Raw genomic sequence first — 21,384 nt, 5'->3', positions numbered from 1 at the left:
TACAAACTTTTAACAGAGTGGCCGCGGGCGTTGGAAAATGTTCACCGATATGGTACACTACAAATGTCGGCCCGAGGGCAGGGCCCTGCGCGCGCTTCCCAATGGGGGCCGGCGCCCTTTTTTTGCCCGTTTGCCGCACGGCGGCGGGAAGGGCAGTTTTTGAAGAGATAGGAGAGGGAGAGAAATTTGAGTAGAAAAATCGCGATCGAACGGGACCAGGGCTTTTACGGCTCGGTGTTGTCCCTGGCCATCCCCCTGGCGCTGCAGTCGGCGCTGATGTACAGCGTGACCACCCTCAACAGCATCATGCTGGGCGCCCTGGGGGAGATCCCCATGTCCGCCTCGGCCATTGCCGACCAGCCCTTCAACATCGTCTCGGGCATCTTCCGCGGACTGACGCTGGGCGGGGCCATCCTCATTGCCCAGTACTGGGGCAAGGGGGACACCAAGGCCATCCGCCGGGTCATCGCCATCGGCATCCGCTGCTCGGTGCTCATCTCCCTGCTGACGGCCATCCTGGTCATCGCCTTCCCGGCCCCCATCATGGGCGTTTTCTCCACCGACAAGGCGGTCATTGACGCGGGTATCGACTACCTGCGCATCGTGGCGCTGACCTATCCCATGTTCGCCGTCAGCAACTGCTATATGCTCTCCATCCGGGCGACCGAGAACGCCCGCACCCCGCTGCTGATCAACCTGCTCTCCTACGGGGTCAACATCCTCCTCAACTACGGCTTCATCTTCGGCAAGTTCGGCCTGCCGGAGATGGGGATCACCGGCGTGGCCATCGGCACCCTGCTGGCCCGCGGGATCGAATTTGCCTGTGTGCTGGTGCACATGCTCTGCCTCAACAAGAAGGTGCGGATGAAGCTGAGCGACTTTGTCAAGCGCGACAAGCTGCTCTTCAAGGACTTTATGACCTACGCCGCCCCCTCCCTCCTCAGCGAGATGATCTTCACCATCGGTATGTCCGCCTACTCGGTCATCTTCGGCCGCCTGGGCACCACCACCATCGCCGCCAACACGGTGGCCGAGGTGCTCCACCGCATCGGCTCGGTCTTCTTTGCCGGGCTCTCGGGCGCCTCTTCGGTCATCATCGGCAAGACCATCGGCTCGGGCGACATCCAGCGGGCCAAGCTGCAGAAAAAGACCTTCAACGTGCTGGCCATGGGGGTGGGCCTGTTCACCACCGCCCTGCTGCTGGTCATCAAGAACTTTGTCCTCTCCCTCTATAACATCGCCCCCGAGACCTATGCCATGGCCGACAAGATGATCGTCATCAATGCCATCTTCATGATCGCCTTTGCCTACGAGTCCCTCTATGTCACCGGGCTGCAGGTGGGCAGCGGCGACGCCACCAACATCCTCATCTACACCACCATCATCATGTGGGGGGTCACCATGCCCATCGCCTTTGCGGGGGCCTTCTGGTTCAAGCTCTCCCCCCTGGTGGTCTTCGTCATCCTCAAGTGCGACTACGCCGTCAAGGGCGTTTACGGCTACCTCCGCACCCGGGGCGACAAGTGGATCAAGCAGGTCACCCGGGACGAAAAGGACCTGCAGGCGCAGGAGTAAACGGATCTTCTCCGCAAAAAAAGAATGGCAAAAGGAGGCGGGCAGCTGCGGCTGCCCGCCCCCTTTTTGCCGTGTCGAAAAAAGAGGGGATATTTTCAAACCGCCTCATTGCAGAGGGGAGGAGGGATGCGCTGTGCTGGGGGTGCAAGGGAGAACACGAGATGGAAAATGAAGGGAAAAAGGACTTTAACGCAATGCTGCACAGGGCCGCGGGGACGCCCAAGACCCAAATCGTCACCGACCCCAAAACGGTGGCCAAATACGGCGAGGAGAGGATGCACTTCGCCCCGCCCATCGACTGCGACTGGGTGATACGGCGGGTCCCCTTCGGCAGGGTGATCGCGGTGGGGGCATACGGGAGCACTTTGCCGCCCAGAATGGGGCCGACTTCACCGACCCCATCACGGCGGGCATCTTTGTCTCCATCGTCGCCTGGACCAGCTTTCAGCGCCAGGGGGACGAGACCCCCTACTGGCGCCCCCTCAAGGCCGGGGGCGAGCTCGACCCCAAGGATCCCGGCGGCGTTGAGGCGCAGTGCGCCCGCCTCGAGGGGGAGGGGCACACCGTCTTGCGGCGGGGGCGCACCGATCTGCGCTCCTTTGTAAAGGACTATGAGCAGGCCCTCTTTCCCCTGGATGAGAGGGGATAGGGGGATAGAAAAAGAGGGCCGGTCGACCTGCGACCGGCCCTCTTCTTTTTCGTTACTGGTGGGCAATCAGGTAGCGGATGCCCTCGATGGTGGCCTTGATGGCCTTTTCGGTGTCGTGGTCGTAAGGGTTTTCCATCCCCAGGGCGGCCCGCTCCTGGTTTTGGACGACGTGCATCACCGCGCCCGCCTTACAGCCCAGGGACTGGCAGACGGTGAAGAGGGCGGCGGACTCCATCTCACTGCCCAGGGTGCCGGCCCGCTTCCATGCCTCCCAGCGGTTGAGCAGCTCATAGGAGATGGGCATCCTGTCGGGGGAGTGCTGGCCGTAGAAAGAGTCCTTGCACTGCACCACCCCGGTGTGCACCCGGTAGCCCAGCTTTTTGGCGCCTTCCCGCAGGGCGTAGGCGATGTCCAGGTCGGCCACGGCCGGGAACTCGATGGGCAGGTACTCTTTCGAGGTGCCCTCGGCGCGGATGGCGCCGGTGACCACCACCACGTCGCCGCCCATGACGTCGAGGTCGATGCCGCCGCAGGTGCCGATGCGGATGAAGTTCTGCACCCCCAACAGGTGCAGCTCCTCGATGCAGATGGCGGCGGAGGGGCCGCCGATGCCGGTGGAGCAGACGATGACCTTTACGCCGTCCAAAAAGCCCTCGTAGGAGACGTACTCCCGGTTCTCGCCCAGCTTGCGCGGGTTGTCCAAAAAGGCGGCGATTTTGGGCACCCGGCCCGGATCGCCGGGCAGGATGGCAAACTGCGTGCCCTTGACGTCCTCCTCGTTGAGTTTGATGTGGTAGGTCCTCCCGTCGTCGCCGACGATCATTTTGCTGAGCATGCACAACACACCTTTCTATTTGAATCAAACGCGGGTTTGTGGAAATACATCTTCATTATACACCCGTTGGAAGCGTTTACACAATTCGGAAAATGCGCCAAGAAGCGCGGCCCTTTTTAGATAAAAAGTCAAGGCAAAAGAAAGGGGGACAAGGGCAATCCGCTAAAAATACAGGCTGCGAAAGGGCAAAAATACAATATTTGTGCGAAAGAATTGACAAATCTTCGTGGTCAACAGTATATTATAAAGAGATGGAAAACGCTTGCGCTCGTGGCGGCGAAACGTTTTGATATTGTCTGTCGGGCCCCTGGGGTCGGCTGCCGGCGGAATGTGAGGGGCGCTGGCCCCGTAAAGGTGGAGTGAAGAGTGGAGACCAAACAGATTACCATCAAGGACATCGCGCAGAAGGCGGGGGTGGCAGTGTCCACCGTCTCTCGGGTGCTCAACGGAAAGGACCGGGTGAGCCCCGAAACGCGGCAGCGGGTACAGCAGATCATCGACGAGTACGACTATGTGCAAAACGCCGCGGCGGTGTCGGTTGTCAAGCGTAAGACCAACATGATCGGCGTCATCATCCCCGAGATCCAAAACCCCTTTAACGCCTCCATCGTCTACGGGGTCGACAAGGTCTGCAAGACCCGGGGATACAACATCTGCGTCTTCTCCACCGACGACAAGGTGGCCGACGAGGAGCGGCTCATCCGCTCGGTGGTCAGCCCCCTGGTGGACGGGATCATCGCCATCACCTGCACCGACGGGCGCATCTACCTGGGCGGGCGCAAGCCGGTGGTGCTGGTGGACAGGGGCCTGGGGGCCGACGACTTTGACGAGGTGGTCATCGACAACATGGGCGGGATGCACCGCGCCTGCGACTACCTGATCAAAAAGGGGCACCGCAAAATCGCCTACATCTCCGGCCCGCTGGAGTTCACCACCGGCTTGGGGCGGCTGCAGGGCTTTCGCAGCTGTATGGAGGAGCACGGCATCCCCATCGACGAGGACAACGTCTACGTGGGCGACTGGTTCGTGGCCGACGGCCGCCGCGCCACCCAGAAGATATTGGAGAGAAACAGCGCCGGTGCGGGGGTCACCGCCATCCTCTGCAGCAACAACCTCATCTGCAAGGGCTGCATCGAGGTGCTGCACGAGGCCAAGGTGGCCATCGGCGAGGACATCTCCCTGCTGGGCTTTGACGAAAACGATCTGGTGCACTACACCACCCCCAAAATCACCTATGTGGCCCGTCCCACCTACGAGATGGGGGAGAAGGCCGCCGAGATGCTTTTAGAGAAGATCGCCTCGGAGAAGAGCTACCTGGGGCAGAAGATGGTGATGCGCACCCGGCTCATCGAGCAGGGCTCGGTCAAGGACCTAAACAGGAAATAGCGGCGGCGGAGCTGCCGAAAGAGAAAGACGACCGCCTTTGGGTGGTCGTCTTTTTTGCATTTAGGACTTGCTTCTGAGGAGGGGGTGCGGCGACTCGGCAGTTGGTTTTGCGGTCGGGGCAGGCCGTGAGGGAGGAGGGAAGAGCAGAGGTTCTTGCCTGTGACCGGACAACCGCGCCCCAGGGGCTGACGCTTACCCCCGACCAGACGAGGAAACTGGTGCAAAGTCAGGCCGCCTGCGGGCTGCCGGGCGTATGGAGGCGCAGAGGATACGGCGTAGGCACACCTTCTGCGACTCCCCCTACCTCTTCCCCCGGGAGTATCTGCCCACACTGGAAGGTCTGTTAGAGCTTTTTTACTTTAACTAAATCAGCGAGAGGTTGACCGGCCGGGAGCCGATGGAGCGGATGCGTTTCTATTTTGATGAGAGTTGTGGGGGTCCCGCTGGAACTGCCATGGGAGGGAAAGTGGAAACAGTTGGCCCAGGCCCTGTGGGAGGGGGAGGGGCCTCCTCCTCCCCAGACCTACACCGGCAAAGACCATTGGTAGGGGGCTAAAAGAGGGGGACGATGGCGAATGCGTGTGGGAGGGCCCTTTCTGGACGGCTGGCGCCCGGCTTTAAACAAGCTGTTGGTCTTCCGGGACGGAGAGGCGGTGCGACAGATGGACCGGGAGGACAGCTCCGTCGAGCGGGGGGGGGGGGCGGCAAATACCCTGCTGTGCTTCTTCTGCTCCGTGATTTCCCCGCACCAAGGGGAGGGGGAGGTGTCCGGCATTCCGCCGCGGAACGAGGGGCTGTCCTCTTTCCCGGCCCTGCCCTGCCCGGGGGAGCGCCGCCGACCCGCTTTGCCGGCGCTTTATCCTGCCGGATGGAGGACTGCGGCAGGATGGGGCGCGGTACAGCTGTGCCCTATCTGACAAGCTGGCGCTGGCGACGGGAGTAGCGGCCTGGGGTCCCTGCTGGAGAGCGGGCGTTTTGCCGACGGTGAGTGCGCCACCCCCCTTGAGACTTTGGGGGAGACGGTGCAATCTCTCCTCCTATGGGAGGCCGGTGCTTTTGGTTGGGGCGAAGGGGGGGGGGTTGGGCGGAAATAGCCCGCTTCTGCACCGCCCCCAACCCCGACAGAAGTGGTCGCGGGAGCTGGCTGCCGGGAGGCGGAGGGATGGCAGGGCGCAAAAAAAGAGCTGTTTGACTGGTTCAAACAGCTCTTTCTCTCTTTTGGAGGGATCACCGCTCCCCGCTGCCCAGGGCCTGTTCGGCCAGGCGGAGGGTGTAGACGGCGGCAGCCAGTTGGTCGGGGTCGCGCATCCCCTGGGCGGACTGGCGGTCCAGGGGGAACTCCACCACGTCGGCCCGCATGGCGGCGGCCATCACCGGCACCACGTCGTAGCCGGTGCCGTCGTAGTAGCCGACCCCCTCTTGAAACCGGCCCTTGAGGACGATCATCGCCCGCAGGTTGGCCTCTTCCGGCGGGGCGGGAAAGGCGGGCGCGCCGTGCAGCAGGGTGACCAGGCCACTGCCGGCGCCGTGCAGGGCGACCAGGGCCTGGCGGAGCAGGTCGGTGGGGGCGTCCTCGGCGCAGAGGAGTACGGGGGCCCCGCTGGCGCCCGCGGCCTTCAGCAGCGGGGTGTCGTCCAGGGTGGCCCTCCCCAACTGCCAGAGGGGCATGCCCAGCTCTGCCAGGCGCTGGGCGTGCTCGGCTTTCTCGGGGAGGACCAGCAGGAGGATGCCCAGGGCGTTTGCCTCCTCTTTTAACTGGGTATAGTGGGGCCCGGCGACGGCAAAGGGGAGGAGCAGGCCGTTGACCCCCGCCTCGGCGGCGGCGCGGATGAAGAAGTGGGCGTCCTCCTCGCTGCGGCAGCCGCGGGTGGCGTCGGCCAGCAGGATGCAGCGGCTCATTGGGCCTGCTGCTCCCCGCCGTCGATGACCAGCTCTTTCAGGGAGGCGGCCAGCCCGGCCATGGACTGGATCTCGGAGGGGATGATGATCTTGGTGGCCCGCCCGTCGGCCACCTTTTCAAAGGCCTCCAGACTCTTGAGGGCAATGACCTTGTCGCCGGGATTGGCGTCGTTGAGCAGGCGCAGACTGTCCGCATAGGCCCGCTGCACCATCAGGATGGCTTCGGCCTCGCCCTCGGCCTCGTGGATCTTCTGCTCCTTGACTGCCTCGGCCCGCAGGATGGCCGACTCCTTCTCGCCCTCGGCCACCAGGATCTGGCTGCGCTTCTCGCCCTCGGCCCGCAGGATGGACTCGCGGCGCTGGCGCTCGGCCTTCATCTGTTTCTCCATGGCATCCTGGATCTCGGCCGGGGGCACGATGTTCTTGACCTCCACCCGGTTGACCTTGATGCCCCACTTGTCGGTGGCCTCGTCGAGGATGGTGGTGATGCGGGTGTTGATGACGTCGCGGGAGGTGAGGGTGTTGTCCAGTTCCAGGTCGCCGATGATGTTGCGCAGGGTGGTGGCGGTCAAAAACTCGATGGCGGCCATGGGGTTGTCGACACCGTAGGTGAACAGCTTGGGGTCGGTGACCTGAAAGAAGACCACCGTGTCGATCTGCATGGTGACGTTGTCCTTGGTGATGACCGCCTGGGGGGCAAAGTCCACCACCTTCTCTTTCAGGGAGACCCTCTTGGCGACCCGGTCCACAAAGGGGATCTTGAAGTGCAGGCCGGTGGCCCAGGTCTCCCGGTAGGCGCCGATGCGCTCGACGACATAGGCGTTGGCCTGGGGCACCACCCGGATGTTGGCGACCAGGATGATCAGGATCAGGGCGACAAGCCCCAGCAGGACGTATTGCATTGTGACTCCTCCTCGTTTTGGTTAGCGGGATCCCCCGTCGGCGGGGCGGACAAACAGCCGGACCCCTTCAATGCGGCAGATTTGCACCACCGCGCCTTGGGGGATGGTCTCGCCCCCCTCGCTGCGGGCGGCCCAGCTCTGCCCGCAGACAAAGACCCGCCCGCTGGGGGCCAGGTTGTCCACGGCCTGGGTGATGGTCCCCTCTTTGCCGATGACCATGTCGGCGTTGGTCCGCTGGGCCCGGCCGCTCAAGAACTTTTTGCACAGGGGGCGGGTGGCGGCCAGCAGCAGCCCACTGACCACGAAAAAGACCAGCAGCTGCACCCACAGGGACTCGGTGAACAGAGAGGTGATGAGGCCGGCCACCCCGCCGGCGGCAAACCAGATGGACACCAGGGCCACGGTCGCCGCCTCGGCAATGGCGAAGACGGCGATGGCGACCAGCCATCCCACAGCGTAGATCATAAGCAGAGAACCTCCTTTGCAAGGTGACGGGCGGCGCCCGCGGCCAAAAGGACCCCGGCGGGGCGGGTGAGATCGGCCGTCGGGGGCGGGGAGTGGGGCGGACAAAAGCTGCCCGCCGCCGCGGCGCCCCGGCCGTTTGCGGTCGTGCTTTCCCGGGCGCAGAGCGCGCGGGAGATTTGGCCGCGGGGCGGGGGCAAACAGGGGTTGCGCCCTCTGCCCGGCCCTCTTGGCACAATGACCGCGTTGCGATTATTATACCACAGTTTGGCCGGAAAAACGATTTTGCCCCCACAAATTGGCCGAATCCCCCAAAAGGAGGGGGCAAGCAGCGCAGCCGGTCTATTTTGTGGGGGAAAACGGCCCCTCTTTTGGCAGTTTTCTCAAAAGGCCGCGATTTGCCCGGCAAGATGGAGAAACTGGCGATATGACCGGCCTTTTTTGCCCCTTTGCGCCCTCCAATTTCGGCAGAAAGCGGATTGCAAAGGCCGTTTGCCCGGTGGTACAATAGAGGCAACAAGTGAGAACCGCCATCCGTTCGAGAGTTGAAGGAGGAACGCCCCATGATCACCCAAATTTATTCCATGCAGACCCCTGAAGAGGCCCTGGCCTGTGTCGAGGCCGGTGCCGACCACATCGGTGTCAACCCCACCGCCAAGAATTCCGGCATGAGCAAAGACGAGGCCATGGCCAAGTGCAAGGCCATCTTTGACGCCGTGGGCGACCGGGCCGTCAAGGTGGCCCTGACCATCGACGACACCCCGGAGGAGCAGATCGAGATCATCGAGAAGCTGCACCCCGACGTGCTGCATGTCTCCGGCGCCGAGGACGACGCCACCCCCGAGCAGGTGGCTGCCTGGAAGGCCAAATACCCCTGGCTGAAGATCATGCAGGCCGTTCCCATGAGCGGGCCCGAGGCCATTGAGCGGGCGGTCGCCTTCAGCAAGTTCTGCGACATGCTGATCCTCGACTCGGTGGTGCCCGGGGTCATCGGCACCGGCGCCGCCGGCATCACCCACGACTGGGCTTGGGACAGGGCCATTGTCGAGCAGGCCTCCTGCCCGGTCATCATCGCCGGCGGCCTGGGGCCCGACAACGTGGCCGACGCCGTTCGCGCCGTCAAGCCCTGGGGGGTCGACTCCCTGACCAAGACCAACTGCGAGAAGAGCCATATCGGCAAGAAGGACATCGACAAGGTGCGCGCCTTCTGCGAGAATGCGCAGGCTGCCGCCAAGGAGCTGGGCATCTAGTTTTCCCGATACAGCAAATAAAAACTCCCCGTGCCAAAGGCACGGGGAGTTTTTTGACTGTGTGCAGAAAAAACCTAGTGGTGGCAACCGCCCTGGCAGCCGCCCATTTCGCCCTGGCAGCTGTCGTGGTGGTGGCCGTCTTTTTCGTGGTGGCCGCCGCAGCCGCAGGAGGGGAGGGGGGCGAACTGCAGCTGCCCGTCGAGGTAGCGCTGTACGACCGCCTCAACGGGGCCCTCGCAGCCGCCGATAAAGGCGATGCCCTCGGCCGTCAGCTTGTTCTGGGCCCCCTGGCCCATACCGCCGCAGAGGACCAGCTCGACCCCGTTTTCCTTGAGCAGGTCGCCCAGCAGGTCGTGGCTGTGAATGAGGTTTTGGATCTGCCGGGTGGAGACGACCTTCCCCTCTTCGACGGTGAAGAGGGTGAAGTCGCGGGTCTTGCCGAAGTGGTGGGAGACCTGTCCGTCCAGGGTGGGGATGGCGATGATCACTTCTCCTCGCCTCCCATCAGGACCTCGACGGCGTCGCAGGCGATGTCCAGCGCCGGGAGCTGCACCTCTTCGATGCGGCCCTCGTCGCAGAGGGCGGCCACCGCCGGGTCGATGGGTAGCCGGCCCAGGAAGGGCAGGGAGAACTGGTTCGCCACTGCTTCGGCCTTGCTGTGGCCGAACAACTCGATCTGCTTGCCGCAGTCGGGGCAGGCCAGGTAGCTCATGTTCTCCAGCAGGCCCAGCACCGGGATGTGCATGGCGGACGTCATGTTCACCGCCTTGGAGACGATCATCGACACCAGGTCCTGGGGGGTGGAGACCACCAGACAGCCGTCCACCGGCAGGGACTGAAAGACCGTCAGGGGCACGTCGCCGGTGCCCGGAGGCATGTCCACAAAGAGAAAGTCCACGTCCCGCCAGATGACGTCGGTCCAGAACTGTTTGACCACCCCGGCGATGACCGGCCCCCGCCAGATGACCGGCGTGGTCTCGGTGTCCAGCATCATGTTGATGGAGATCACCTGGGTGCCCTGGCCGGTGAGGGCGGGGTAGATGCCCAGCCCGTCGGACTGGGCCTGCTCGTGGATGCCAAAGAGTTTGGGGATTGAGGGGCCGGTGATGTCGGCGTCCAGCACGGCGGTCTTGTAGCCGCGCCGGGCCAGGCCGACGGCCAGCATCGAGGTGACGAAGGACTTGCCCACGCCCCCCTTGCCGCTGGCCACCGCCACTACGTGTTTGACCGAGGACAGCTCGTGGGGCTTCTCCAAAAAGCTGGCGGGACCCGCCTGCTCTCTCGAGGAGCAGGACTGGGAACAGCTGCTGCAGTCGTGGGTGCATTGCTCTGCCATCAAATCATTCCTCTCCATCTTCTTTTGCCGTTTTGCCGCACAGCTGGCAACAGGGGTGGGGCTGGCCCTCCAGCGCCCGGCAGCGCAGCCGGTAGCTGCCACCGCCGATGAGCAGGGCCTTTCCTCCCACCACTGCCTCGGCCACCTGCCGCCTGGCGGCGGTGAGGATGCGCTGATAGGTGCCGCGGGAGACGCCCATCTGTGCGGCGGCGAGCTGCTGGTCGAGCCCCTCCAGATCCGACAGGCGGAGCGCCTCCAACTCCTCGACGCTGAGGCGGACGCTCCCCCGGGGATGGGGCGGGGAGAACTGGCTGCACCGGGGAACGAAGCAGACCTCTCTGCACTTCTTGATGCGCGCCACAGCAGCTCCCCCTTTCGGCAAAATGATTGAAACATTTATTTTGTGCAAATGCACAATACGGCAGTATTATACCGCACCCCAAAGGGGGCGTCAAGGGCTATTTGTCCCGGCGGCGCAGGACGGCAAAGACCCCCAGGGCGATGAGGAGGACGGCCGCCGCCCCCAGGGCGATGTAGAGCCCAGTGGGGGTAGTGGTGGTGTCCCCGGTAAGGGGGGAGAGGGTGAGCAAGGTCGGATACACGGCAAAGCACTCCTTTCGCGGCGCGGCGGGCAGCAGAGGCCCGACGGCGGTTTGAATTCTCCCTCAGTATAGCACAATTGCCACTGTTCGGCGCCCCTGCCGGGGAAAAAGGGCAAAAAACACCCCGGCGAGGGGGAGGGGAGCTCCGCCCTGTCGGGGTGCTTGGCTGCTAGCTGTCGGGAAAGGCGGGGGCAGCTGGAATGGGGTGGACGCCGCTCGCCGCCCGTGGAGGGAAGTGGGGCAGAGCGCCGGAACAGAAGAGGCGGGAAGGGGCGCGCTACTCGGAGAAGAGCAGCTGCCCGTAGGAGGGGTAGGGCCAGCAGTCGGCGGCGGTGAGGGTCTCCATCTCATCGGTGACGGCCCGCAACTTCTGCATGGAGGGAAAGACCTTTTCCCGGCAGTGGCGGGCGCAGGCCTCCAAGTCGGCGCAGTTCTTGGTCTCCAGCAGCGCCTCCTCTAGGGTTTCGACGACCTCTGCAAAGCAGCCGCTGAGGGCGGCCAGCCGGTCGATGATCTTCTCTTCGCAGCGGCAGGAGAGGGCGGGGGAGACGGCGCGCTTGGCGTTCACTGCGGCGCAGAGCTGGCCGGTGTAGCGGCTGACGGCGGGGAGGATATCCCGCCGGGCCATCTCCAACATGGTCTGGGCCTCGATGGAGAGCACCTTGGCGTAGTTTTCCAACAGGATATCCACCCGGGAGCGCAGCTCCACCTCGCTGTAAATTTTGTGTTTGGCTAGCAGGGAGATGTTTTTCTCCCGCAAAAAGCAGGGGATGGCGTCGGCCGCTGAGGGCAGGTTGGCCAGCCCCCTGCGCTGGGCCTCCTCCACCCAGTCGTCGCTGTAGCCGTTGCCCGAGAAGAGGATCCGCCGGTGCTCCTTGACGGTGCGCGCCAACAGCTCGGCCAAGGCCTGGTCAAAGTCTTCGGCCCCCTCCAGCTCGTCGGCGAACTGGGCGAGGCTCTCGGTGACGATGGCGTTTAAGATGGTGTTGGGCCCCGAGATGGAGAGGGCGCTGCCGGGCATGCGAAATTCAAACTTGTTGCCGGTGAAGGCAAAGGGGGAGGTGCGGTTGCGGTCGGTGTTGTCCAGGGGGATCCTGGGCAGCACGTGCACCCCCACCTTCAGTTCGCCCCGGCCGCCCCCGTCGTAGCGCTCCCCCCTTTCAATGGCCTGCAGCACGGCGGTGAGCTCGTCGCCCAGGAAGATGGAGAGGATGGACGGCGGCGCCTCGCTGGCGCCAAGCCGGTGGTCGTTGCCCGCCGTGGCCACCGAGGCCCGCAGCAGGTCCTGATAGTCGTCCACCCCCTTGATGACCGCGCAGAGAAAGAGGAGAAACTGGGCGTTTTCCCGCGGGGTGTCGCCGGGGTCCAACAGGTTTTGCCCGCCGTCGGTGCGGAGGGACCAGTTGTTGTGCTTGCCCGAGCCGTTGACCCCGGCATAGGGCTTTTCGTGCAGCAGGCAGACAAAGCCGTGGCGGCGGGCCACCTTCTTCATGGTCTCCATGGTCAGCTGGTTGTGGTCGGCGGCAATGTTGGCGGTGGTGTAGATCGGCGCCAGCTCGTGCTGGGAGGGGGCCACCTCGTTGTGCTCGGTCTTGGCGTAGACCCCCAGCTTCCAGAGCTCGGTGTTCAGCTCCTCCATAAAGCCCTTGACCCGGGCCTTGAGGGCGCCGAAGTAGTGGTCGTCCAGCTCCTGCCCCTTGGGGGCCTTGGCGCCAAAGAGGGTGCGGCCGGTGTACTTGAGGTCGGGCCGCCGGTCGTAGAGCCGCTCGTCTACCAGAAAGTACTCCTGCTCCACCCCGACCGAGGTGCTCACCCGCTGGGTGGTCTGGTCGCCGAAGAGCCGCAACACCCGCACCGCCTGGCAGCTGAGGGCCTCCATCGAGCGCAGCAGGGGGGTCTTTTTGTCCAGCGCCTCCCCCCCGTAAGAGCAGAAGGCCGTGGGGATGCAGAGGGTGTCGTCCTTGATAAAGGCGTAGGAGGTGGGGTCCCAAGCGGTGTAGCCGCGGGCTTCAAAGGTGGCCCGCAGCCCCCCAGAGGGGAAGCTGGAGGCGTCGGGCTCTCCCCGGATCAGCTCCTTACCTGAGAACTCCAGGATGGCCGCCCCCTCCCCGGTGGGGGCGAGAAAGCTCTCGTGCTTTTCGGCGGTGATGCCGGTCATGGGCTGAAACCAGTGGGTGTAGTGGGTGGCCCCCTTCTCGACGGCCCAGTCCTTCATGGCGCTGGCCACCACGTCGGCCAGCGCCTGGTTTTCACGCCCCAGGCTGCGCCCCTCACGAATGGTGCGCCGCAGGGCCAGATAGGTCTCCCGGGGGAGCCGCTCCCGCATCACCTCGTCACCAAAGACCATGCTGCCAAAAACCTCTCTCACAGTGTTCACAGTCGATCCCTCCTCGTCTGGGCGGTGCTTTCCGCCCTGCTTTCTCTTTTTGCCTGCCACCGCGCACCTCGAACGGGGGCAGCGGCGGGCAGTGGGGTGCTGTCCCAGGTCGGCCGGGCAGGGCGAGAGGCCCCGCCCCGGCGCCTGCTTTTTCGAGACCCAGACAAAAAAAGCGCTGCCGGCCCGTCGGGGCCTGCAGCGCCTTTGCTGTTTCTCTATGCCGGCCAGTATACCCCTGGCCGGGGCGGTTGTCAACACCCCGGCCGCCCTTTTTTCGGCGGGAGAGCGGGGCAAACGGAGGGGCCCGACCGATATAGGGACCCTGGTGGGGGCGCAAAAAAATTTATCCAGTGGGCAGATCGGCCCAAAAAACGGGTTGACAACTGGCTTTTTCATCGGCTATACTTGCACCAGTAAGTGAACAAAGGCGTTCACCGTGGAAGGGACGAGGGCCCCTTCTCCGGTGGACGCTTTTTTGGGTTGTGGCCGAGGAGAGGGCGGACACAGGGCAAGATGGGCGGGACAGGGCCCGCCAAAAAGGGAAAGGACGGAGTAGCAGTGGATTACACCGTGGGAGAGATCCTCCAATTTGTGGAGGAAAACGACGTCAAGTTCATTCGGCTGGCGTTTTGCGACGTCTTTGGGCGGCCGAAAAACATTGCCATCATGGCCGACCAATTGGAGAGGGCCTTTTCCTCCGGCATCTCCTTTGACGCCTCGGCGGTGCGGGGCTTTTTGCAGGTGGAGGAGTCGGATCTCTTCCTCTTCCCCGACCCGGGGACGATGGCCATTCTGCCATGGCGGCCGCAGCAGGGGCGGGTGGTGCGGTTTTTCTGCCACATCCGCCATCCGGACGGGCGGCCTTTTGCCGGGGATGGGCGCTACCTCCTCCACCAAGCTGAAGGGGCGCTGGCTGAGATGGGCTACACTGCCAAGGTGGGAGCTGAGTGCGAGTTCTACCTCTTTTTGCAGGGGGAGGACGGCGCGCCCACCAAGATCCCCTTTGACCGGGCGGGCTACCTGGATATGGCGCCCCTCGACCGGGGGGAAAATATTCGCCGGGAGATCTGTCTGACGCTGGAGGAAATGGGCATCCTCCCCGAGAGCTCCCACCACGAGCAGGGGCCGGGGCAAAATGAGGTGGACTTTAAGTACGCCGACCCCCTGCGGGCGGCCGATGACCTCACCACCTTTCGCTCGGTGGTGCGGGTGGTGGCGGCGCAAAACGGCCTCTGCGCCAGCTTTGCCCCCAAACCCCTGCCCGACGCCAGCGGCAGCGGGCTGCACGTCAACCTCTCGCTGCACCGGGACGGGGTCAATCTCTTTCGGGCCCAGGGCGAGGGGCACAGCCGAGAGGCGGAGGCCTTTCTCGCCGGGATCCTCGACCGGGTGGAGGAGATCACCGCCTTTTTAAACCCTCTGCCCCAGTCCTACGAGCGGCTAGGCCGCTGCGAGGCGCCGGGATACCTCTCCTGGTCCCACCAGAACCGCTCCCAGCTCATCCGCATTCCGGCGGCGGCCGGCCCCTATGCCCGCATGGAGCTGCGCTCCCCCGACCCGGCCTGCAACCCCTATCTGGCCTTTGCCCTGTTGCTGCGCGCCGGGGCCGAGGGGGTGCGGGAGAAAAAGGCCCTCTGCCCCCCCTGCGATCACAACCTCTACACCGCCCCAGAAGAAATTTTGCGGGGGGTACGCCCCCTGCCCAAGGACTTTGCCGCCGCCGCGCAGCTGGCCAGGGAGAGCGCCTTTGTGCGGGCAGCGCTCCCCCAGGGGGTCGTGGACAGTTTGCTTGGCGGTCAGCAGCCCCGCTAAAGGGGCGGTCGTGTGCGGGAAAGGGGGAGTGAGCGATGATGACGGCCCTGTTGGTGCAGCGCTCCAGCGATGGCGGACCGCTGCCGGACCTGCTGAAACAGGCGGGCTATGGCCAGGTGGTGAGCGCCTGTTCAGGGGCGCGGGCCCGGCAGCTCGTCGCCCGGCAGACCTTTGACTTGATCCTCTGCAACGCCCCCCTGCAGGACGAGACGGGGGAGCTGTTTTGCTGCGACTGCGCCGCCAGGACCGACGCCGGGGTGGTGCTGATTGTGGGGAGGGAGCGCGCCGGCGAGGTGGGGGAGCGGGTGGGCCACTGCGGGGTGTTCACCGTGTCAAAACCCATGAGCCAGCCGCTGTTTTTCCAGGCGGTGCGGATGGCCCAGATCGCCCGGCAGCGGCTCTATACCCTGCGGCGGGAGAATGTCGAGCTGCAGAAGAAAATCGACGAGATTCGGCTGGTGGACCGGGCCAAGTGCGCCCTGATTCAGTATTTGCAGATGAGCGAGCCCCAGGCCCACCGCTACCTCGAAAAGCAGGCCATGGATATGCGCCTCACCCGGGCTGAGGTGGCCCGCAGTGTGTTGCAGACTTACGAGAAAGAGTGAGGGATTGGGGGGACCGACGGTGACATACCGCTTTACCAAGATGCAGGGGTGCGGCAACGACTACCTCTACTTTGACTGTTTTGCCCAGTCGGTCACCGACCCGGCGGGACTTGCCCGACGCTTTTCCGACCGGCATTTTGGGGTGGGGAGCGACGGGGTCATCCTCATCCTCCCCAGCGAGGTGGCCGACGCGCGGATGCGCATCTTCAACGCCGACGGCAGCGAGGGGAAGATGTGCGGCAACGGGGTGCGCTGTGTGGGGAAATACCTCTACGACAGCGGGCGCTGCAAAAAGACCGCGCTGCGCATCGAGACCGGCAGCGGTATCAAGACGTTGCAGCTGGAGGTGGCGGGGGGCGTTGCGCGCCGGGCCACCGTGGGGATGGGCCCGCCCGATCTGCGCCCGGCGGCGGTACCGGTGCTGCTGCAGGGGGAGCGGGTGGTAAACGCACCAGTCAAAATCGGGGGACAGCGCTGGCAGATCACCTGCGTGAGCATGGGCAACCCCCATTGTGTGGTCTTTGTCGATTGTGTGGACGAACTGGACCTGACTGTCCTGGGTCCCCTGTTTGCGGGGAGCGGCCTCTTCCCCGAGGGGATAAACGCGGAGTTTGTACAGCCGCTGGGGGAGCGGGCCATCAAGATGCGGGTCTACGAGCGGGGCAGCGGCGAGACCCTGGCCTGCGGCACCGGGGCCTGTGCGGCGGCGGTGGCCGCCATCGCCGCCGGCCGTTGCCGCCGGGAAGAGGAGATCGCCGTCTCGCTACCCGGAGGCCAGCTGCAAGTCCGCTGGGGGGAGAGGGAGTGCTATTTGAGCGGCCCGGCGGAGACGGTTTTCTGCGGCCAGCTGGAGTGGTAAACAGAGGACTCGGAGAGCGAGTGGGGAGGAAAAGAGATGCAACAGAAAAAGAGAAAGTACGTATTTGTCACCGGCGGGGTGGTGTCCGGGCTGGGCAAGGGGATCACGGCCGCCTCTCTGGGCAGGTTGCTCAAGAGCCGGGGGCTCAAGGTCATGGCCCAGAAGTTGGACCCCTACATCAACGTGGACCCCGGCACCATGAGCCCCTACCAACACGGTGAGGTCTTTGTCACCGAGGACGGGGCCGAGACCGACTTGGACCTGGGCCACTACGAGCGCTTTATCGACGAGAACCTCAACCGATTCTCCAACCTCACCACCGGCAAGGTCTACTGGAACGTACTGCAAAAGGAGCGGCGGGGGGAGTATCTGGGCGAGACGGTGCAGGTCATCCCCCACATCACCGGCGAGATCAAGGGCTTTATCTACTCGGTGGGGGAGCGCGACGACGCCGATGTGGTGATCACCGAGATCGGCGGCACCACCGGCGACATCGAGAGCCTGCCCTTTTTGGAGGCGATCCGCCAGGTGGACCAGGAACAGGGGCCGGGGAACTGCCTCTTCATCCACGTGACCTTGGTGCCCTATATCCCCGGGTCGGAGGAGTACAAGTCAAAGCCCACCCAGCATTCGGTAAAGGAGCTGATGAGCCTGGGCATCCGCCCCGACATCATCGTTACCCGCTCCGACGGGCCCATCGGCGAAGAGGTGCGGGAGAAGATCGCCCTCTTTTGCAATGTGGAGCCCGACTGCATCATTGAAAACATCACCCTGCCGGTGCTCTATCAGGCCCCCAAGATGCTGGAGGAACAGCACTTCTCCGACATCGTGCTGCGGGGGCTGGGGCTGGAGGGACTGCCCCCTTGCGACCTGGCGGAGTGGGATGAGATGCTGCGCCGAATCGGCGCCTGCCGGGGCGAGGTGGAGATTGCCCTGGTGGGCAAATACGTCCGGCTGCACGACGCCTACCTCTCGGTGGCGGAGGCGCTGCGCCACGCGGGCTGTGCCCACGGGGTGGAGGTGGCCATTCGCTGGGTGGAGGCCGAAGAGGTGACCGACGACACTGCCGAGGCCCTGTTGGGCGGTTGCAGCGGGGTGCTGGTGCCCGGCGGATTTGGCGACCGGGGGGTGGAGGGCAAGATCGCCGCCTGCCGCTACGCCCGGGAGAACGACATCCCCTACCTGGGCATCTGCCTGGGGATGCAGGTGGCGGTCATCGAGTTTGCTTGCCACGCCCTGGGCTGGGCGGGGGCCGATTCCAGCGAGTTTGCCCCCGATACCCCCTACCCGGTCATCGACCTGATGCCCGATCAACAGGGGGTCGTCTCCAAGGGGGGGACCATGCGGCTGGGGGCCTATCCCTGCGCCCTGGCCGAGGGGTCGCTCCTGCGGGCGGCTTACGGCGAAGCCGCTGTTTCGGAGCGCCATCGCCACCGTTACGAGTTTAATTCCCGCTTCCGCGCCGCCTTTGAAGAGGGGGGGATGCGGGTCGTCGGCACCTCGCCCGACGGCCGCCTGGTGGAGGCGGTGGAGATTCCCCACAACCGCTTCTTTGTGGGGGTGCAGTACCACCCCGAGTTCAAGAGCCGGCCCAACCGCCCCCACCCCGCCTTCTGCGCCTTTGTGGGGGCCGCCATGGAGCGGGGGAGAGGGGACAAATAGGCCAACAGGAGAGAGAAAGCGACCGGAGGGCGGTTTGAATGCCGCGCTGTACCGACAGGGGGGAACACCATTGCAAATCAACGGAAACTACCGCAACTTACAGCCAAACTACCTCTTTTCCACCGTCACCAAAAGGGTGGCGGAAGAGAGGAGGCGCCACCCGGGCAAACCCATCTACCGCCTGGGGGTGGGGGATGTGACCCTGCCTCTCTGCCCGGCGGTCATCGGCGCCCTCGGCAAAGCGGTGGAGGAGATGTCGGCGGCCGAGACCTTTCGCGGGTATGGGCCCGAGCAGGGGTATGACTTTTTGCGGGAGAGGATTCAGCAGTACTATGCCGCGTTCGGGGTCTCCCTGGACCTGGAGGAGATTTTTGTCAGCGATGGGGCCAACAGCGATTTGGGGAACATCCTCGACCTCTTCTCTAAAGAGAACACCGCTCTCATCCCCGACCCGGTCTACCCAGTCTACCTGGACACCAACACCATGGATGGCCGCAAAGTCCTCTTTATGGATGGAGGGGAGGAAAACGACTTTCTCCCTCTGCCCGACCCCTCGGTGAAGGCCGACCTCATCTACCTCTGCTCCCCGGGCAACCCCACCGGCGCGGTCTACACCCGCGCGATGCTGCAGAGCTGGGTGGACTACGCCCGGGCGCGGGGGGGCGTCATTCTTTTCGACGCGGCCTATGAGAGCTTTGTGACGGGGGACCTGCCCCACAGCATCTACGAGGTGGAGGGGGCCAAGGAGTGCGCCATCGAAATCAGCTCCCTCTCCAAGACCGCCGGTTTCACCGGGATGCGCTGTGGCTACACCGTGGTGCCCCGGACCCTGGAGCGGGAGGGGATGTCCCTCAACCGGATGTGGCTGCGCCGCCAGACCACCAAGTTTAACGGCGTCTCCTATGTGGTGCAGCGGGGGGCGGCCGCGGTCTTCACCCCCGAGGGGCGGCGGCAGACCGGCGAGGCCACCGCCTTTTACCGGGAGAACGCCGCCCTGATCGCCGCCGCCCTGCGGGAGTTGGGGGTCTGGTTTACCGGCGGGGTCTGTTCCCCCTACATCTGGATGGCCTGCCCTGAAGGGATGGGCTCCTGGGAGTTTTTTGACCTGCTCCTACGCGAGGCCGGGGTGGCCGGGGTGCCCGGCGCCGGGTTTGGCAGAAATGGCGAGGGGTATTTTCGCCTCACCGGCTTTGGCAGCCGAGAGGAGACCTGTCAGGCCATTGCGGCCCTGCAGGAGCTCTACCGGGCCAGGGGACTAGCCGGGTAAAACCTGGTAAAAAGAAGAGAGGGGCCCTTTCCCGGCGGGAAAGAGCCTCTCTCTACAGATGATAAAGGGAAGGTCAATGCCCCTCGCCGTCCTGTCGGGCGACGAAGGCCTTGATCTGGTCAAAGGACTCCTGGCTGATGATGTGCTCGATGCGGCAGGCGTCGGCGTCGGCGATCTCCGCCGGGACGCCGAGGGTGAGGACCAGGTAGCGGGAAATCAGCCGGTGGCGCTCATAGACCGCCTCGGCCTTTTGCTGCCCCGACTCGGTGAGGAGGATGTTGCCCCCTTCCCCCACCTGCACGTAGCCGGCGGATTTGAGGATGCCGATGGCCCGGCTGATGCTGGGCTTGGAGAAGCCCAGTTCGGTGGCCACGTCGATGGAGCGGACGTGCCCCTGCCGCTGGCGGAGGAGGAGGATGGTCTCCAGGTAGTTTTCACCCGACTCTTGCAGTTTCACGGTGCACCTCCCAAAGGTCCGCCCGCAGGGCGGAGAGATGGCCCCGGGCAGAAGACGGCCGGGGGGCGGCTCGAGGCCGCTTATAAAAGTATTCTAACACATTCTCCCCCGCGCCGCAATCGCCGGTCGGGGGAGTTTGGTTTTCCCCTCTCGTTGGGGAGACGGCAAGCGGCGGCGCCCGGCCTTGAGGAAGCCGAGCGCCGCCGCCCTCTATGGATTTTTTGGAAGAGGCAGTTGAAAGGGGGATTTACGGTTTGACGCTGTCGCGGAAGGTGACGTACTCGTTCTGGTCCATTCCGTAGACCATCTTCACCTCGATCTCGCCCGAGGCGATCTTGGCGGAGAGGCCGCCGATGTAGTCCTGGGTCTCCTGGGGGACCTGGGCCTTGTAGTAGTCGTTCTCGGCGAGGACGGTGATCCCCTCTTTGAGGCCCCATTTGTAGAGCTTGCCGTACTCGGCAGTGCCCTCGACGGTGTCTTTGATGGCCTTGGCCATGGTGATGTCGTTGCGCTTTTGCATGGAGGTGAGGATGACGTCGGCGATCTCCGGCTTGGTGTCGATGAAGAACTCGCGCTGGTCGGCGTCCACGCCGATGCCCCAGAGGCCCTTGTCCTTGCAGGCCTCAAAGACGCCCAGCCCGGCGCCGCCGGCCACCTGGTGGATGACGTCGGCCCCCATCTGGTTGGCCTGTACCAGGGCCAGCTCTTTGGCCTTGGCGGTGTCGGTGAAGCCGCCGATGAAGGAGTTGGCCACCTTGCCGCTGGGGTTGGCCTCCAGAGAGCCCTGGATGTAGCCGATGATGAAGTTGTTGATGGGCACGGTGTCGGCGCCGGCCACCAGACCGATGGTGCCGGTGCTGGACATCTTCTGGGCCAGGGCGCCGGCCAGGTATTCGCCCTCGTGCTGCTTGCTCATGACGGCGAAGACGTTAGGGATGTTCACCTCGGTGGTGGGGGTCAGGTCGGTGACGATGAACTTGGTGTCGGGGTACTCGGTGTAGATGCGGTCGAGGATCTCATAGAACTCGTTGCCGTTCATCACCACAATGTCGTAGCCCTCGGCCGCGTCGCGGACAGCCGGCTCCATCTTGGACTTGTCGGTGCCGTACTCGATGCACTTGGCGTTCAGGTCGATTTCCTGGGCGGCCTTCTGCACCCCCGACCAGGAGAGGTCGTTGAAGGATTTGTCGCCCAGCTGGGCGCAGATGTAGCCCACGCTTTTGTACTCGCTGCCGCTGGCGGAAGAGGCGTCTCCGCCCTCGCCGGACTGGCCGCAGCCGGTGAGCAGGGCAGAGGCGGTCAACAGGCACGCCAGGGCGATGGCTCCAGTCTTTTTCATTGCGATGTCGCTCCTTTTTCTCATGTCTCAAAGTGTTCGGTTTGGCGGAGGGGGCGAGCGCTCGCCAGACGGGCCCTGTCGGCGAATCCTGTGTCCCCAATTGCTGAAAT

19 protein-coding genes and 1 pseudogene are annotated in these 21,384 nt (G+C 64.3%); 9 read left to right on the top strand and 11 right to left on the bottom strand.

All coding sequences use genetic code 11. The features are described 5' to 3' along the window. The first annotated feature begins 186 nt into the window (after nt 1-186). Complete coding sequence (locus GT748_RS04570) at nt 187-1,575, top strand: MATE family efflux transporter (protein WP_021657965.1); 1,389 nt, start codon at nt 187-189, stop codon at nt 1,573-1,575. A 161-nt stretch (nt 1,576-1,736) separates the two neighbouring features. Beyond that, nucleotides 1,737-2,224 (top strand): annotated as a pseudogene (locus GT748_RS15430) (methylated DNA-protein cysteine methyltransferase). A 52-nt stretch (nt 2,225-2,276) separates the two neighbouring features. On the opposite strand, the gene udp reads toward GT748_RS15430, so the two are convergent. Then, the gene (gene udp, locus GT748_RS04560) at nt 2,277-3,059 is read right to left on the bottom strand and encodes a uridine phosphorylase (protein ID WP_021657967.1); all 783 of its coding nucleotides are present in this window, start codon (nt 3,057-3,059) and stop codon (nt 2,277-2,279) included. Between the two features lie 366 nt (nt 3,060-3,425). On the opposite strand from udp, the gene GT748_RS04555 reads away from it, so the two are divergent. Continuing rightward, nucleotides 3,426-4,445, top strand: coding sequence for a LacI family DNA-binding transcriptional regulator (locus GT748_RS04555; RefSeq protein ID WP_021657969.1), 1,020 nt, complete (start codon nt 3,426-3,428; stop codon nt 4,443-4,445). Nucleotides 4,446-5,672: 1,227 nt separating this feature from the next. On the opposite strand, the gene GT748_RS04550 is transcribed toward GT748_RS04555, so the two are convergent. From GT748_RS04550 to GT748_RS04540, 3 genes are read right to left on the bottom strand one after another with little or no spacing between them, the layout of a single operon-like run. Next, complete coding sequence (locus GT748_RS04550; protein ID WP_021657973.1) at nt 5,673-6,344, bottom strand: N-acetylneuraminate synthase family protein; 672 nt, start codon at nt 6,342-6,344, stop codon at nt 5,673-5,675. Beyond that, a complete protein-coding gene (locus GT748_RS04545) occupies nt 6,341-7,246 on the bottom strand; it encodes an SPFH domain-containing protein (protein WP_021657974.1) in 906 nt (301 codons plus the stop codon). Before GT748_RS04545 ends, GT748_RS04550 begins: the two co-directional genes overlap by 4 nt. A gap of 21 nt (nt 7,247-7,267) precedes the next feature. Beyond that, the gene (locus GT748_RS04540; protein WP_021657975.1) at nt 7,268-7,711 is read right to left on the bottom strand and encodes an NfeD family protein; all 444 of its coding nucleotides are present in this window, start codon (nt 7,709-7,711) and stop codon (nt 7,268-7,270) included. A gap of 560 nt (nt 7,712-8,271) precedes the next feature. Here GT748_RS04540 and GT748_RS04535 point away from each other — a divergent pair. Beyond that, nucleotides 8,272-8,958 (top strand): phosphoribosylanthranilate isomerase, encoded by a 687-nt coding sequence (locus GT748_RS04535; RefSeq protein ID WP_021657977.1) that lies wholly within the window; start codon nt 8,272-8,274, stop codon nt 8,956-8,958. Between the two features lie 74 nt (nt 8,959-9,032). On the opposite strand, the gene GT748_RS04530 is transcribed toward GT748_RS04535, so the two are convergent. The 5 genes from GT748_RS04530 to GT748_RS04510 all read right to left on the bottom strand — a co-directional run bounded on the left by GT748_RS04530 (nt 9,033) and on the right by GT748_RS04510 (nt 13,273). After that, nucleotides 9,033-9,446 carry a NifB/NifX family molybdenum-iron cluster-binding protein gene (locus GT748_RS04530; protein ID WP_021657997.1) on the bottom strand — a complete coding sequence of 138 codons (414 nt, stop codon included), beginning with the start codon at nt 9,444-9,446 and terminating at the stop codon, nt 9,033-9,035. Beyond that, nucleotides 9,443-10,294, bottom strand: a complete 852-nt coding sequence (locus GT748_RS04525; RefSeq protein WP_044991721.1) for an Mrp/NBP35 family ATP-binding protein — start codon at nt 10,292-10,294, stop codon at nt 9,443-9,445. Before GT748_RS04525 ends, GT748_RS04530 begins: the two co-directional genes overlap by 4 nt. 4 nt (nt 10,295-10,298) lie before the next feature. Then, the gene (locus tag GT748_RS04520; RefSeq protein WP_021657999.1) at nt 10,299-10,655 is read right to left on the bottom strand and encodes a DUF134 domain-containing protein; all 357 of its coding nucleotides are present in this window, start codon (nt 10,653-10,655) and stop codon (nt 10,299-10,301) included. A gap of 97 nt (nt 10,656-10,752) precedes the next feature. Then, on the bottom strand, nt 10,753-10,896 hold the full coding sequence (locus tag GT748_RS04515; RefSeq protein ID WP_161213352.1) for a hypothetical protein: 144 nt from the start codon (nt 10,894-10,896) through the stop codon (nt 10,753-10,755). 277 nt (nt 10,897-11,173) lie between these two features. Beyond that, nucleotides 11,174-13,273: a glutamine synthetase III family protein gene (locus GT748_RS04510; RefSeq protein ID WP_073261093.1), complete on the bottom strand. Its 2,100-nt coding sequence runs from the start codon at nt 13,271-13,273 to the stop codon at nt 11,174-11,176. 558 nt (nt 13,274-13,831) lie between these two features. Here GT748_RS04510 and GT748_RS04505 point away from each other — a divergent pair. From GT748_RS04505 to GT748_RS04485, 5 genes are all read left to right on the top strand, one after another. Next, nucleotides 13,832-15,085: a glutamine synthetase family protein gene (locus GT748_RS04505; protein ID WP_059003462.1), complete on the top strand. Its 1,254-nt coding sequence runs from the start codon at nt 13,832-13,834 to the stop codon at nt 15,083-15,085. A 35-nt stretch (nt 15,086-15,120) separates the two neighbouring features. After that, entirely contained in the window at nt 15,121-15,690 is a 570-nt protein-coding gene (locus GT748_RS04500; protein WP_021658004.1) for an ANTAR domain-containing response regulator, read from the top strand. A 19-nt stretch (nt 15,691-15,709) separates the two neighbouring features. Beyond that, nucleotides 15,710-16,549, top strand: a complete 840-nt coding sequence (gene dapF, locus GT748_RS04495; protein ID WP_242861701.1) for a diaminopimelate epimerase — start codon at nt 15,710-15,712, stop codon at nt 16,547-16,549. Between the two features lie 36 nt (nt 16,550-16,585). After that, nucleotides 16,586-18,211: a CTP synthase gene (locus tag GT748_RS04490; protein WP_021658006.1), complete on the top strand. Its 1,626-nt coding sequence runs from the start codon at nt 16,586-16,588 to the stop codon at nt 18,209-18,211. Nucleotides 18,212-18,281: 70 nt separating this feature from the next. Continuing rightward, nucleotides 18,282-19,478: an LL-diaminopimelate aminotransferase gene (locus GT748_RS04485; protein ID WP_021658007.1), complete on the top strand. Its 1,197-nt coding sequence runs from the start codon at nt 18,282-18,284 to the stop codon at nt 19,476-19,478. A gap of 73 nt (nt 19,479-19,551) precedes the next feature. Here GT748_RS04485 and GT748_RS04480 read toward each other — a convergent pair whose 3' ends face one another. Then, entirely contained in the window at nt 19,552-19,935 is a 384-nt protein-coding gene (locus GT748_RS04480) for a metal-dependent transcriptional regulator (protein WP_021658008.1), read from the bottom strand. 247 nt (nt 19,936-20,182) lie between these two features. Next, complete coding sequence (locus tag GT748_RS04475) at nt 20,183-21,274, bottom strand: BMP family lipoprotein (protein WP_052537568.1); 1,092 nt, start codon at nt 21,272-21,274, stop codon at nt 20,183-20,185. Nucleotides 21,275-21,384 lie beyond the last annotated feature (110 nt).

The sequence above is a fragment of the Bittarella massiliensis (ex Durand et al. 2017) genome, assembly GCF_009876955.1.
Taxonomy (GTDB): Bacteria; Bacillota; Clostridia; order Oscillospirales; family Ruminococcaceae; genus Bittarella; species Bittarella massiliensis.
This window is presented reverse-complemented; position numbering and strand designations above follow the sequence as displayed.